At 45.6% G+C, this 14,433-nt stretch carries 11 protein-coding genes; 10 read left to right on the plus strand and 1 reads right to left on the minus strand.

Annotation, left to right across the window (positions count from 1 at the left end; all coding sequences use genetic code 11):
* The first annotated feature begins 5 nt into the window (after nucleotides 1–5).
* Both ACKTT9_RS18100 and ACKTT9_RS18105 read left to right on the plus strand, forming a co-directional pair.
* Nucleotides 6–392 (plus strand): MerR family transcriptional regulator, encoded by a 387-nt coding sequence (locus ACKTT9_RS18100; RefSeq protein WP_407872672.1) that lies wholly within the window; start codon nucleotides 6–8, stop codon nucleotides 390–392.
* Between the two features lie 88 nt (nucleotides 393–480).
* Nucleotides 481–1,644 carry a serine hydrolase domain-containing protein gene (locus tag ACKTT9_RS18105; RefSeq protein WP_407872673.1) on the plus strand — a complete coding sequence of 388 codons (1,164 nt, stop codon included), beginning with the start codon at nucleotides 481–483 and terminating at the stop codon, nucleotides 1,642–1,644.
* 79 nt (nucleotides 1,645–1,723) lie between these two features.
* On the opposite strand, the gene ACKTT9_RS18110 is transcribed toward ACKTT9_RS18105, so the two are convergent.
* Nucleotides 1,724–2,143: an organic hydroperoxide resistance protein gene (locus tag ACKTT9_RS18110; RefSeq protein ID WP_157326349.1), complete on the minus strand. Its 420-nt coding sequence runs from the start codon at nucleotides 2,141–2,143 to the stop codon at nucleotides 1,724–1,726.
* A 195-nt stretch (nucleotides 2,144–2,338) separates the two neighbouring features.
* Here ACKTT9_RS18110 and ACKTT9_RS18115 point away from each other — a divergent pair, with 195 nt between their 5' ends.
* The 8 genes from ACKTT9_RS18115 (at nucleotide 2,339) to ACKTT9_RS18150 (ending at nucleotide 14,404) form a co-directional block, all read left to right on the plus strand.
* A complete protein-coding gene (locus tag ACKTT9_RS18115) occupies nucleotides 2,339–3,565 on the plus strand; it encodes a PASTA domain-containing protein (RefSeq protein ID WP_407872674.1) in 1,227 nt (408 codons plus the stop codon).
* Nucleotides 3,566–3,724: 159 nt separating this feature from the next.
* Nucleotides 3,725–4,843 (plus strand): Gfo/Idh/MocA family protein, encoded by a 1,119-nt coding sequence (locus ACKTT9_RS18120; protein WP_407872675.1) that lies wholly within the window; start codon nucleotides 3,725–3,727, stop codon nucleotides 4,841–4,843.
* A gap of 24 nt (nucleotides 4,844–4,867) precedes the next feature.
* Entirely contained in the window at nucleotides 4,868–6,442 is a 1,575-nt protein-coding gene (locus ACKTT9_RS18125; protein ID WP_407872676.1) for an alpha-L-fucosidase, read from the plus strand.
* Nucleotides 6,443–6,591: 149 nt separating this feature from the next.
* Nucleotides 6,592–8,169: an extracellular solute-binding protein gene (locus ACKTT9_RS18130; RefSeq protein WP_407872677.1), complete on the plus strand. Its 1,578-nt coding sequence runs from the start codon at nucleotides 6,592–6,594 to the stop codon at nucleotides 8,167–8,169.
* Between the two features lie 39 nt (nucleotides 8,170–8,208).
* Nucleotides 8,209–10,422 (plus strand): helix-turn-helix domain-containing protein, encoded by a 2,214-nt coding sequence (locus ACKTT9_RS18135; protein WP_407872678.1) that lies wholly within the window; start codon nucleotides 8,209–8,211, stop codon nucleotides 10,420–10,422.
* A 365-nt stretch (nucleotides 10,423–10,787) separates the two neighbouring features.
* The gene (locus ACKTT9_RS18140) at nucleotides 10,788–11,780 is read left to right on the plus strand and encodes an ABC transporter permease (RefSeq protein WP_407872679.1); all 993 of its coding nucleotides are present in this window, start codon (nucleotides 10,788–10,790) and stop codon (nucleotides 11,778–11,780) included.
* 23 nt (nucleotides 11,781–11,803) lie between these two features.
* Nucleotides 11,804–12,703, plus strand: a complete 900-nt coding sequence (locus tag ACKTT9_RS18145; protein ID WP_407872680.1) for a carbohydrate ABC transporter permease — start codon at nucleotides 11,804–11,806, stop codon at nucleotides 12,701–12,703.
* A 102-nt stretch (nucleotides 12,704–12,805) separates the two neighbouring features.
* Nucleotides 12,806–14,404, plus strand: coding sequence for an extracellular solute-binding protein (locus ACKTT9_RS18150; protein WP_407872681.1), 1,599 nt, complete (start codon nucleotides 12,806–12,808; stop codon nucleotides 14,402–14,404).
* Nucleotides 14,405–14,433 lie beyond the last annotated feature (29 nt).

Genomic DNA, 14,433 nt, shown 5'->3' on the forward strand with positions numbered 1-14,433 from the left:
GCAACATGTTAATAGCCGAAGCAAGTGAAAAATTTGACTTGTCACAAGATACTCTTCGTTATTATGAACGAGTTGGACTTATTCCAAGGGTGAATCGAAATAAAAGCGGAATCAGGGATTATACGGAAGAAGATTGCAGATGGGTTGAATTTATTAAATGTATGCGGGGTGTAGGTCTTCCAGTTGAAGTTTTGATTGAGTACGTAGCGTTGTTTCAACAGGGAGATGAGACGAAAGAAGCTAGAAAAGAGCTCCTCGTTGAGCAGCGTAAGCAGCTCAGAACAAGGATGGAAGATATGAAAAATGTGTTGGAACGCCTGGATGATAAAATTACGAGATATGAACATACCATTGCTGCAAGAGAAAAAACACTAAACAGAGCGTTAGACTAGTCTTGCATCTATGAGAAACCACATGCGACAACTTACTATTCTTACGATATAATAGTAGTTGAAAACGTTTCCGAGAGGGGCTGTAGCTGTGGGTAGAAACGATCGATTAGGCGAGCGGTTGACTCCGCTGTTGAAGAGCTTTATGGAGAAAGGGCCAGTTGGGTGTGCCTGTACGGTCGTACACCGGGGAGAAGTGATCTACCAGGAAACCCTGGGGTATGCAGATTTGGACAAAAAGCAAGAGATCAATCTTAACACCGTTTACCGGATTTATTCCATGACCAAAGTAGTGACCTGTGTTGCAGCACTCATGCTTTATGAGAAAGGCCTTTACTTGCTAAACGATCCGCTAGGCGATTATTTGCCGGAGTTTCAAAACCCACAGGTGTACAAGTACAATGATTTCGGTGTAAAGACATTGGTTCCGGCGGGAGCTCCGATCCGGATCAAGGATCTGTTTATGATGACTTCCGGGATTACATATGGTGGAGACGGCAACGAAACAGAGCGCCAAACGCGTGCGAAATTGGAAAAAGCGGCTGAGACCATGGATACTCGAACGGCGGTCAAAGCGATAGCCTCTGTGCCGCTCGCATTTGAGCCCGGTACTCGTTGGAAATACGGTATGAGCCACGATGTTCTTGCCGCATTGATTGAAGTGCTGTCAGGCCAAAAGCTCGGGGATTTTGTGGAGAAGGAAATTTTCGAGCCTCTTGGCATGAAGGATACCACCTTCCGAATTCGAGAAGATCAGCGTGACCGATTGTGCACAATGTATGATAGTAGTGGTGATGGTACAATGACGCCAAACACTAGATTGGATGCCTGCTATCAGCCGGATTGTCAGTTGGAGAGCGGAGGAGCAGGGCTGCTTTCGACAATTGGCGATTACAGCAAATTTGCGCAAGTACTGGCGAATGGCGGCGAACTGAACGGAACCCGCATCTTAAGCCCGAAAACCGTTCAATTGATGGCAACGAATCATTTGAATGCTCAACAGCTGCGAGATTTCGACTGGACGCAAATGAGCGGTTATGGCTATGGCCTCGGCGTCCGCGTCTTGCTGGATCCTGCGGCTGGCGGAAACAACGGTTCAATCGGTGAATTCGGGTGGGCAGGTATGGCAGGGTCCTATTTGCTAATCGATCCCAAAGAAGAAATCTCTATTGTCTACATGCAGCAGCTGCTTCCGAGCCGCGAGCCTTTTATTCATCCGCGGATACGGGCTGTTGTTTATGGGGCGATGGAGTGAGGTTTCTCAGCGTGTAAAAAAGAGGCGACCCCAAGGTCATTACAATGACCGAAGGATGGCCTCTTTTCATTAGGCAAACTTACTCAACAATATTGATTGTCACTTCGATGTTGCCTCTCGTTGCTTTGGAGTAAGGGCATATTTGATGAGCCGCTTCGGCAAGCTCTCTAGCCACTTGTTGGTCAACTCCGTCAACGGTCACATCGAGTTCTGCGGATAACTGAAATCCGCCGTCGTCCGTTTTGTTAATTGTAATATGGGCCGTTACTTGTGTGCCCTCTACTTTGATGCCTTTTTGGCGAATCGCCAGATTCAGCGCTCCATCGAAACAAGCTGAATAGCCTGCCGCAAAAAGCTGCTCCGGGTTCGTGCCATGGCCGCCTGGCCCCCCGAGCCCTGTTGGCGTTTTGAGTTCAAGGGAGATGACTTGGTCGGAAGAGACCACTTTACCGCTTCTTCCACCGACTGCTGTTACGGTTGCTGTGTATAGGCTTTGCATGATGATCTGCTCCTTATGGTACATGATTAATGTGAGTCCCCTATACATTACCCGAAAAAAGTGGATATTATGAGAAAATTTTCTTCATTTTCAACCTATGTTTGAGTGCCTTGTAGATATGGTAATTACGGCCAATTGTGACTTAAAAGATGGCTGGTTGGCGAATAGACTATACGTATAAGGAGGAAAGCGTCTATGAGTAACCTTACAAACCTTGCAAATCGATATAGGATCGTTCAACCGCTTAAGCAAATGACGAATGGACAGATCGTGAGAGGGAAGGATGTAGCCTCTAAGCGGGATGTTCTTTTATATATATTTCAAGAAAGTGATGCATTAGCGCACGAGGAAGTTTTACAGTGGATGAAAAAAGCGTCGCAGATCTCCAACGAGTTTTTCATGCAGATGCTGGACTTCGGTTCGGAAGAGGGATCGTTGTATGCCGTACTTCGGGCGGAGTCGGGAAGTCTATTATCCGATCGGCTGAACGATGTGGAGATAACTGGGAACAAAGCACTTACGTATGTACACGAGTTGGCTATCGCTATTCGAGAAGCACAACTGAAACAGCAGATGGCGTATTCGGTAGAAGTGAATAATCTTTGGATCACAGATAACGGTCAGCTGCAGATCATGAATCGTTGGACGGAGGGGAGCAACGGGAGGCGCGGTGCTCCGGGTCTGGGTTTGCTGCTTTATCAGCTGGCTGCGAAAAGCGATATTCCAACGTCCTCAATGAGTGCTTACTCATATGAGATGGGTTTGTTATTTGCCGACATGGCAGAAGCAACTCGGGAACGTGCCGTTGCATTAGCCTGCAAGGCGTATGAAGGCTTGTGCACGCTTGAAGATTTTCAACTGGAGTTGGAGGGAATCCTTGGTATTTCTGGCGAGAAGCGAGAACCTCGTACGCAATTCGATGCCAAACCTTCTACTATAAGCGAGAAAAAGATTGTCCTCAAATGGCCATTGATCGCGTCCGCCGGAGTCTGTGTACTTGTTTTGGTCTTCTTCTTATCGATGCGTCCGCACGCGGACTATGCGAATGATGCGAAGAAGCCGACGACGGCTAAGCCCGATTCCGCAGCGGTATCGACAAGTGGGGCAGATTCTTCGAAACCCTCTGCATCGCCAACACCCGATCGTACTCCTACACCCTTGGTTGAGCCTGGAGATGCCCAAACTCATCCGACTCCTGCTGGCGATAGCACAGGACAAGATGATCACGGCGTGGTTCCGGATCTGGTCAATCATACGAGAGAGGAGGCAGAGAAGATGGCTTTGGACGCAGGTCTTCGTTACGAGTTTTTCTTGGAGTCGAGCAGCGCCGCCCAGGGAACCGTATTCAAGCAAGACATCACACCAGGAACTGCGATTCATAATGGTGACCGTATTACGTTTTGGGTGAGCAAAGGGTCTTAAAGTGATAAATGCAACAAATGTAGACGCATTTACAATCATTCGTATGGTCCAAAAGAACTGTTCCTTTACGCAGGAGGCAATTGTGATCTAAAGTTGACCCTGTACGGAGTCGTCTCAGATAAAAGAGGGATGATGGAAGAGAGGAGTGCTGTTCAATAAATGAGCGAAGCGGGACATTTGGTTGAGGAAGTTGCACTGCCCAAGACAAGCCGATCTTACAAGTTAGGTGTAATTGGTTTAGGCGAAGGCCGCAGTATCCTTTCGGCTGCCTTGCAAAGTAATCGTTGGGAACTAACAAATGTATGCGACATTAATGAAGAAATGTGCAAGCTGCGTTGTGAAGAATTCGGACTTACCCGGTATACACGCCAATACGAGGACTTGCTAAACGATCCTGACATAGAAGTCATAGCGATCTATACGCCTGATCAGCTTCATGGCCAACATATCAAGATGGCGTTGGAAGCTGGGAAACATGTCATTGTAACTAAGCCGCTGCTTCCTTCACTCGAAGAAGCTAACGAGTTGCTTCGTGTTTGGAAATTATCGGGTAAGCATGTGTTTGTCGGGCAAAGCTCCCGCTTTTTTGAACCGATGATTCACCAGCGGAACGATTTTCTGGCTGGCCGTCATGGTGAATTGGATACGGTTGAGGCTTATTACATCTCAGATTCTCGTTGGTTTCTGCAAAAGGATTGGAGCCGTCAGAAGGGTTTTAGCTGGATGTACAACTTTATGATTCACGCTGTTGATTTGGCTAAATGGTATTTGCCTGACATTGAGGAAGTGTTCGGTTATGGGCATTCGAGCAGCAATAACAAGGCTTATGGCCTGACCGTTCCTGACACGATGAGATTCGTAATGAAAGACACGGAAGGCCGAATCGCACAAGTATCCGGTTCCTATACCAAGCCAACGATCAAGCATGTGGATCCTGGGATCAGTTGCACGCTCAGAGGGACTAAAGGCACAAGTAGAGCGGTATATTCCAAGCTGCTCTATCATACCCATTTCCCGCCAGAGCAACCGATTACACATTCGTATGAAGAAAAATTCCCCTATTATTTCCGGTTCGAGGGAGCAAGCCATCATGCCGGCGAGTATCAAAATTATATCGAATATTTTGCCGAGTGTTTGGACCATGGCACAACGCCAAAGCCGGACTTGAAAGAAGGCATACACACGATAGCCTTGATGACGGCGATGGAACGAAGCATGGAAAAGGGGCAGCCCGTGAAAGTAAAACAAATTATGCATGATTTTTCTTTGGATTTGTAATCAGCCTTGTAGGAGGAAACAACCGTGCTAACTTCCTTAGAGCTTGATCTTGTCGAAAATCTAATCTTAAGCGGGCAGAGCCTCGAACAAAAACGCGATTCGGCGCGCGAGATTTTGAATGCGCTTTCTGTAGAAGAGTTAGAGGCATATGGGACGAAAATTAATCAATACCAGAACCAGTTGGGGAATCCTGATGACACTTATTGGTTTTCTTTACAAGAAGTAAAAAAGCTTATGCAAAATGAAATAAATCGCAGGAGAATTGCCACATTAGGATTAACTTATTCGAATGGTGAGCCTGCAGCAATGAGTGGCGCAGAACTTGCTTCGATGCTCAAAAGTAATGTTAGATTTAAAAGCACAGACGGCATTAAAGACGCTACTTTAAAGCTGTCAGAAGAAGACCGCGCTTGGTGGCACGATGCCAAGCTCGGCATGTTCATCCATTGGGGAGCTTATTCCATCCTAGGAAGAGGGGAATGGGTCATGCATCATGAACAGATCCCCGCGGAAGCTTACCGAAACATCGCGATGTCCTTTCATCCGGAAGCCTTTGATGCGGATCAATGGGTGACGCTGGCGAAGGATGCCGGCATGAATTACATGGTGATGGTAGCCCGCCATCATGACGGTTTTGCCCTTTGGGACAGTCCGGGCAGCTACGGAAACTATACAACCATGCAGGCGGCGGCTAGACGCGACTTCATCCAAGAATATACAGAGGCCGCACATCGTCATGATATTCATGCCGGTCTCTATTATTCACCGATGGATTGGCGCTTCCCGGGGTATTTTGATCCGGTGGAGCAGTACGAGAATGCACTGCAGATGAAGCAGCAGCTGTATGATCAAATATCGGAGCTCATGACCCGTTACGGTCAAATCGATATTTTGTGGTATGACGGCTCATGGCTGTCCCACAAGGGATCGGATGCAGGCGGCGCCTGGTTATGGGAACCTGTTAAATTGAACCGGATGGTTCGCACGTATAATCCGAAGGTTGTGATTAACGAACGATCCGGCTGGGAAGGCGATTTCAGCTGTGACGAAGGACCGCATGACATTCGCGGCGGCATCATTCCATTCCCGTGGGAGAAAAATTTCAGCGTTGGCGGTTCATGGGCTTGGCAGCCGGGGAATAAAGCGATGGCTCTGGAGAAGGTGATGGATTTAATTCTCAACGTCTTTGTTCGAGGAGGTAATGCGCTGCTGAACGTCACACCGGATAAAGACGGGAAGATTCCGGACGATCAAGTGCTGTTATTTCGACAAATCGGCGAATGGATGAAGGTTCATGGGGAGAGCATTTATGGAACCAGAGGGGGTCCTTTTCAACCGCTGGATGATGTCTACGGTGCTACTTACAAGGACAATGTTATCTACCTGCATATCTTTAATCCTGAAGCATTCAGTCATGTGCTACTTCCGGCAATTCAGCAGCAAGTACTCGCCTGTCAAACGATTTCGGGCAGAGCCATCCCTTACCGGCAGCATGCAGATGGAATTTCCATCCAACTGCCTGAGGATTGTGTGGAAGCGATTGATACGAATGTGAAAATCACCGTAGATAGAGCTGTCGAGGGCATCTTGACTAACTAGTTTCTACTGTGTAACCGGTCAACTTAGGTTGATCGGTTTTTTATATACCAAGGAATAATGATGGAAACAAGTAGGAACTTTAAACTCCCCACCCTTTTAGAAATAAAGTATAATAAAGAAAATAATGGATTCTGATGCAGGGGGCGCTTATGTTAATCAGCCATTCTCGCAGTAGGTTCATCCCGTTCATCCTTATCGTGGTAACGATTCTTGCCGGATGCAGCCGATTAACCTTATCGCAGCAAGAGGCGGAAAACTCTACTAAAGATCAAACGGGCAATGCTAACCTGCAAATAAGTGTCGTCAATCAAAGCAAATATGCGCCAATCGGTAAGAATAATTTTTTTGTTGCCGAAATAGAAAAGCGCTTTCATATGAAGTGGGACTACATGTCAATTCCGGTAACATCGGGGATGGACAAGTTTAATGTGATGTTCGCATCCGGACAAATCCCCGATATGGTGCTAACGATGAACAATTTCTCTGCGGTGAAAAACTGGGCCGAAGCCGGTTATCTCCTGCAAATTGGCGATTATATCGACCGTCTGCCCAACTATCGGAAATTATTCAATGAAGAAGAGTGGAAGGACATCCAAGATTATGCCACGATTAACGGCAAGCTGTATATGCTTCCATCCAAAATAGATGTTAGAGATCCTATGGCCTGGATCTATAGGCGAGATGCATTTGAGCGGGCAGGTATTGCCGAGTTTCCCAAAACAACGGACGCTTTCTATGAAGATTTGAAGAAATTGAAAGCAGCTAATCCGTCGTTTGACGGCATCGGTGTGCGTGGCGGACCAAATACTACGGGAATTAAATCGCTGCTGGCAGGATTTCAGCATATTTTTCGGTTACCTCCGGATTTCGGCGGTGTGGATGGTTGGCTTGGCTTTTGGAACGATCCGGATGCACAGAATCGAGTGGTCTATGCGCCAGCTACGCCAAAACACCGGGATATGCTGATCTACCTAGCAAAGCTTTACAGAGAAGGGCTCATCGAGAAGGAATTTGCGACGATATCCGAAGAACAGTGGGCCGATAAGCGGAAGAAAGGCAAGGATTTGATCGATTTCCAATGGGTGAGTCAAGTGGCAGATCTGCAGAAAGATACGGTGAATCATCCAGGTATCGTATGGGACTATTCACGTTATCATCCACAAGCCTATGAGAAGCCGGGACTTGAGTTCCGTCCTGTTTCAGTAAGCCTTTATGGCCCTCTGCTCAGCAGCAAGTTATTACAAGATGAAGCCAAACGAAATCGGATTCTCAGCTATATCGACTGGGCGGCTTCCGATGAAGGCAGGCTTTTCCACATGATGGGCATGGAAAATGTGACCTACCAACATGACGGTGAATCGGTGCGTTATACGGCGGGGAACGATCGCAAAAGGGTAGCTTCGGAGTACGGCTTCGATTGGTTTTTAAGTAAAAGCCCCATAGCTCTCTCTTCGGATGAACCGTCCAAGAAAGCGAATGAGGCTTGGCAGGTGTATCAAAAGCTACCGTACGTCGAGCCCAGGAGCACTCCCTTTACGGACCAGGATTGGGAAACGCTTTCCATTTATATGGGGACTGTCCAAGATGTCGTGTATCGCTTTGCGACCAAATCGGTGATGGGACTTGAAGATGCATCCAAGGATAGCGTTTGGCAGGACTATTTGAATCAGCTCAATAAAGCAGGGCTGCAAGACATGCTGAACATTTTTCAAAAGTATTGGAAATAAGCTTGATCGCGTTTCGTCTCTGAAAGGAGAATGCTTCACATGTGGAATTGGAAAAACACGCATTTGCATAAACAATCATTTTTTGTGAAGTTTGTCTTATCCTATCTGCTTATATTGCTAATTCCAATTCTGATTGGAGTTCAGCAATATTATAAGACGCAGCAGGTTCTGGCTGAGGATGCAGCGGAAATGAATCTGCAAATTCTAAGGATGAGCCAGGATATCGTCGATCGACTTTTTCTTGAGGTAGACGATGTCGTCTCGACGCTTTCCGTGAATAACGATGTATTGAATTTAATGCAAAATGTAAGCGCTACTCCGACACCTGAGCAGCTCTATAATTTCTCATTACTGCGTAACACGTTGAATCAATATACCATCACGAATAAATTTTTCTTCGATATCTATTTATCCTTCAAGAATAGCCAGTCGGTGATCACGTCCAAAACTTCATTTGACTTGAGGGACAATAACGTCCGAATCGGCAATCAATCGCTAGCTGAATGGATGGATTCCGTATCGACGCGCGGCGATCAGAAGCAATACTATAATTTGGATGCGGTACAAATCGGTGCGATGAACTACAAGCTGATTGCGTATGTAAGTCCGCTGCCAAATGGATTTCAGGGCAAAGTTCAGGGCTCGATCGTCGTTTTCATCAATCAAAATGATATCAACGGGTTATTTCAGCGTTTGGTTATCAAAAACAAAGGGTTTGCTTATATTTTAGACACCAAAGGGCAAATGATAGCTCCAACTTCCGTCGATGATGTGAGAATCGGCAAGCCAAGCGCGGAAGCCACTGCATCAAGCTCCGGATCTTCCTTTGAAACCATGAACGGGATTAACATGCTTGTTTCACACTCGCGGTCTGATCAAAATGGCTGGAATTATATCGCCGCTCTCCCTACAAGTGTCGTACTTGCCAAAGCGGATTATATCAAACGAATGATCGTCATGATAACCGTTACCACCTTAATTCTTGGAATCGTTGTTGCCATTGTAATGGCTTACCGTAACAGCAAACCGATGTCCGAGCTGTTGGAAAGCAACCGGATGTTGAACACCCGAATGGAGCAGCAGCTACCATTGATTCAGCTTTCGATGATCGAGCGAATAATGAGAGGGTATTATAAAAACGAAGCGGATAGCAGGGAAGCTCTGTCTCAGGCCAAAGTTTCCCTTCAGGGGGACCGATTCTACGCGATTGCCGTTTCCATTTCAATGGGAGAGGGCTATACGATTGCGCCGAATGGTGGGAAAGCGATTCAGGACTATATCCTGATGTATCTCTATGAGCTTGTTCATGGATACGATTACTTGATCAGCTTAAACCCAGACAGGGCTGACATCATTGTTTCCCTTGAAGCCTATAAAGCGGAAACCCATGTAGAACGGATTCGATACGATTGGAAAAGTGGTAGAAACGACGTGCTCGCGGATAATGAAATCCGCCTCTCCATCGGAATCGGTCGCCTGTACAGCCAATTGCACGAGGTTTGGCGATCACATAATGAAGCCAGGCAAGCCGTAGATTATGCCGTTTCTGGGGGTCAAAATGTCGTCATCTGGTATGAGGACATCGCGCAAGGCTCCAACTATTATTACTATCCATTGGATCTGGAAATGAAATTAGTCCATACGATTAAAAACGGCGATGTGGATTCGTTAGAGCAGATCCTCTATCAATTGGAGGAACAAAATCACTCAGAACGACAGCTAAGCGCAACGACCAGGAAACAATTGGTCAGTGAAATTCAAAGTACCTTATATAAATTGATGGAACAGCTGCAATTCGGATATGCCACCTACAACGAGCTGAATGCTAAGCTTGAATTTATGCAAAATCATGCTGAACCGCAGTGGTCAACGGTGAAGTCCGCTCTACAGATCGTTTGTCACCATATCAACGATAATAAGAAACAGAAACATCATAAAATGGCAGATGATATGATGGAAATAGTGCATGCGCAATATTTGGATGCCAATTTCGGGTTGGCCAATCTGGCCGATCATTTTAAATGTTCGGAGAGTTTAATCTCCGTGCAGTTTAAGGAGTATGCAGGAGCGAGTTTCTCCGAATATGTGGAGAGAATGCGTTTGGACAAAGCCTGCCATCTGCTGCGCGACACGGAGAAAAGCATTAACGATATTGCGCTTGAGGTCGGATACAATAGTGACAAAAGCTTTAGGCGTGCATTCAAACGAACGCTCGGGACACAGCCGACTTCTTATCGGGACTCAACGACATAGCAGTAACACGAGCAAAGCGCAGAGCATGCGCTTTTTTTCATGTGCGCGATTAATTAAACTAGGCGCACACAACGAATGGATGAAAGTTCGATCATGATGTAAGCGTTACCATGATTAATGTATGGCCAAAAATTATTGTTCCGTGGGAAAAGTGGTGAATGGCACTTTATGTAAGCGCTTAATAAGCTTACCGTCACAGAGTTCTTACTGTATTTGGATTTATCACCATCGCAATTAGGAAATGTGTGTGCCACATGAACTGTTCCTTTACGATGCTGCCTATCGCAGCTACAGTTGAGTCTATAAAGCGCTGCCATAACAAACGGCGATATCCGATATTTGAGAAAGTTGGTGAGGCGAAACCTATGAATACCAGTGATAATGCCACCGTCGTGATGCATGCACCTACTAAGCCGGCGCCAGCAAGTAACTTCTTCTGGCACAGAGTAAAGCAGCAGAAAATCTTGCTGTTGTTATTAGTACCGGGCCTCTTGTACTTTTTCATTTTTTCTTATATTCCCATGTACGGTGTTTTAATTGCTTTTAAAAACTTTAAAATGCAGGCCGGGGAATCTTTTTTTTACAGTGTTCTGAAAGCTCCGTGGGCTGGCTCGCTTGGATTAAACCATTTTAAAACCTTTATACACGGTCCTTATTTTTGGATGCTGCTTCGCAACACGTTTTTGCTGGGATTATATTCGATTGTTTTTGGTTTTCCGGTGCCAATCCTTTTTGCGTTATTACTGAACGAGCTTCGCAACCGGTATTACAAAAGTTTTGTGCAGACAGTCAGTTATCTGCCGTATTTTTTATCCATTGTAGCTATTGTCGGCATGATGAAGCTAATGCTTGCTCCCGAAACTGGGGTTGTGAATCTGATCCTTGTAAAACTGGGCATGGAACCAATCTATTTCTTCGGAATGCCAAGCTGGTTCAGAACGTTGTTCATTTCATCGCATATTTGGAAAGATCTTGGCATGGGGGCTGTCATTTATTTAGCGGCCTTATCCAAAGTCGATGCGGAACAATATGAATCGGCCGTTCTCGATGGGGCAACGCGGATTCAACAAATTTGGCACATCACACTGCCGGCGATTAAACCTGTTATTGTCATAACGCTCATTTTAAGTCTCTCTGGTGTACTAAGCGTAGGTGCTGAGAAAGTTATCTTAATGTATTCCCCGTTAACTTACGACACAGCGGATGTTTTCTCCACTTATGTTTACAGGCAAGGGTTAATTGACATGAATTTCAGCTTCGGCGCAGCTGTCGATTTGTTCAATTCTGTCATTAACGTCATCTTCTTGGTAAGCGCTAATTACTTGGCGAAGAAAGTTTCGGGTGAAAGCCTGTGGTAGGAAATTAGGAAGGAGGGAATGGCGTGGTTAAAGACAGGACATTAAGTTCTAAGTTGCTGGATAGTATCGTTCATCTTGTTATGCTCATTGTCATCATCGTGACGTTGTTTCCAGTATTAAATATTATCGCCGTTTCGTTCAGCTCTCCGGAGAATATTTCGAACGGTTCGGTCGTTCTGTTCCCAAAAGGTTTTAATTTGAGCGCTTACCGAACGATTATGTTCGAAGATGTTCATATTCCCAAGTCATTCGTAAACTCCATCTTTATTACCCTCGTGGGAACTATCGCGAATGTCATGATTACAACGATTACTGCTTATTCGCTTTCCAAGAAATATTTGGTCATGCGTGGCTATTTCATTACCTTCGTAGTCATTCCCATGTTTTTCGGTGGTGGCATTATTCCGCTGTTTCTGGTTGTTAAATCGCTAGGCATGGTGAATTCCTATACCTCTTTAATTATTCCATCCCTGATGAGCCCATGGTGGTTAATTATTATGATTTCTTTCTTTCGGACATTTCCCGTTGAGATTGAAGAGGCTGCCAAAATTGACGGCTGCAGCGATTTCGGAGCGCTTATTAGGATCGTGCTGCCCTTATCAACGGCTGCGGTGGCTACAATCTCCTTATTTTATGCCGTAGCGCATTGGAACTCCTTTTTCCCGGCCATGATGTATTTGAATAATTACAATATGTATCCGCTCCAACTCATTTTAAGGGATATTGTGCTGCAAAATTCGCTGGCCGAGCAGCTTGCCGCATCCGGGAACGTTGCGTTAGCGAACGATGTGCAATCCAGTCTTACTCCGCAAAGCGTCCAATATGCTACTCTCGTTATTTCCATCATACCGATGTTGATTGTGTATCCGTTCATCCAGAAATATTTTGTTAAGGGCATCATGATTGGTTCTTTAAAAGGTTAGCACATCGATTTATGCGAGAGGGGGTTCTGGATGGTCAAATCGTAAGCGGTTTCAAGGTCATCTCATTTGTATCTAACTTTGTGAGGAAAAGGGGTTTTGAGTATGTTGAAAAAGAAATGGATCGTTTCCGCTGTTGTCGTTGGCATGTCTTCCACTACACTTTTATCAGGATGTTCAACCAATGCAAATAAATCTGACGTCACCACAACAAGCTCGACCGAAACCGCAAAAGCCGCTTCAGATCCGAATAGCATGGACAAAACCATTAATCTGAAAGTCGTTAGTCAGACGAAGTATGCGCCAAATGCGGTGCCGAACGAATATACGAAGCAAACCGAGCAGAAATTCAACATGAAATGGGATTACCAGGCGATCCCACTTTCCGCAGGCATGGATAAATACAATGTAATGTTTGCATCGGGTGACTACCCGGATTTTATACCGAATATGAACAATTGGAATGCAGTGAAGAAGTGGGCCTCTGCCGGCTATTTACTCCCAATCGGGGACTATTTTGACAAAATGCCTAACTACAGAAAGCTTTACACGGATGAACAATGGAAAATGCTGCAAGACTTTACGTCTGTAAATGGGAAAATCTATATGCTGCCATCGATTACGACGACTTACGATCCAATGGCCTGGATTTATCGAAAAGATGTTTTTGATAAAGCAGGGATCACTTCTTTCCCGAAAACAACCGACGAATTAATGGCTGCTTTACAAAAAATTAAAGAGTCGAACCCAAGTTTCATCGGCATTGGCATACGTGGCGGCTCAGGCAATACAGGCGTTAAAGCATTGCTCAACAGCTTTGCCAACACGTTCCGTGTACCAGCAGACTTTGCCGGGTCGACAGGCTGGACCAGTTTCTGGAAAGATCCGGATATGAATAATCAAGTTGTTTTCTCTCCGGCAACGACGAAACAACGCGACATGCTGAAATATCTTGCGAGGCTGTATAAGGCCGGTTTGATTCAAAAAGATTTTGCCACAGGTACGGAAGATCAATTCAATCAAAATCGTTTGAACGGGAAAGATGTGATCGACTTTCAATGGGTGAGCCAAATTGTGAGCTTGGAAAAACAGAACAAAAATGCCGATTGGGAATACGCCCGCACGTATATCGCAGATACAGCCAGCGGCAAAGAACCCGTCATGTTTAAGGGACCGGATTTCTCCCTGTTCGGCTCCATTCTAAGCAACAAACTGGCGAATGAACCAGACAAATTAAACCGCTTGCTGAAATATTTGGATTGGTCGTCAACGCCAGAGGGTCAGCTTTTTAACCAATTAGGTGTAGAAAATTTGACATACGTCATGAAAGACGGTGTTCCTGTTTATAAAGATGATTTGGATCGTAAAAAAGTGCTGGAGCAGTTTGGCTTTGACTACTTTATTGCAAAAAGCGATGCGGCTCAAAAATCCGACCCGACTTATGCCATTACGACGGAAGCAGCGCCTGCCTTCAAACAGATGACGACGTTCTTGGCGCCATATGCCACGCTTTCCGAAGATGACAGCAATACGGTGAATGCTACTATGACAGGGGTTTGGAACGAGGTTTACCAATTCGCTACGAAAGCGGTTATGGGTCTGGTTAATATCGAAGATGATAAGGTGTGGAACGATCACTTGGCCAATTTGAATAAGGTCGGATTAGATAAAGCGTTAGCTATTTACCAGAAATCCATCAAATAAAGGATTCGAGATTAGGCGTGCATCCAGTA

It is taken from the genome of Paenibacillus sp. P36, assembly GCF_045866505.1.
Lineage (GTDB): Bacteria > Bacillota > Bacilli > Paenibacillales > NBRC-103111 > Paenibacillus_E > Paenibacillus_E chondroitinus.

What these genes read in the sequence shown, in the direction of transcription:
- ACKTT9_RS18100 (WP_407872672.1), top strand. Translation starts at nt 6, where the DNA reads ATGTTAATAGCCGAAGCAAGTGAAAAATTTGACTTGTCACAAGATACT.
- ACKTT9_RS18110 (WP_157326349.1), bottom strand. Translation starts at nt 2,143, where the DNA reads ATGCAAAGCCTATACACAGCAACCGTAACAGCAGTCGGTGGAAGAAGC.
- ACKTT9_RS18115 (WP_407872674.1), top strand. Translation starts at nt 2,339, where the DNA reads ATGAGTAACCTTACAAACCTTGCAAATCGATATAGGATCGTTCAACCG.
- ACKTT9_RS18120 (WP_407872675.1), top strand. Translation starts at nt 3,725, where the DNA reads ATGAGCGAAGCGGGACATTTGGTTGAGGAAGTTGCACTGCCCAAGACA.
- ACKTT9_RS18130 (WP_407872677.1), top strand. Translation starts at nt 6,592, where the DNA reads ATGTTAATCAGCCATTCTCGCAGTAGGTTCATCCCGTTCATCCTTATC.
- ACKTT9_RS18135 (WP_407872678.1), top strand. Translation starts at nt 8,209, where the DNA reads ATGTGGAATTGGAAAAACACGCATTTGCATAAACAATCATTTTTTGTG.
- ACKTT9_RS18140 (WP_407872679.1), top strand. Translation starts at nt 10,788, where the DNA reads ATGAATACCAGTGATAATGCCACCGTCGTGATGCATGCACCTACTAAG.
- ACKTT9_RS18150 (WP_407872681.1), top strand. Translation starts at nt 12,806, where the DNA reads ATGTTGAAAAAGAAATGGATCGTTTCCGCTGTTGTCGTTGGCATGTCT.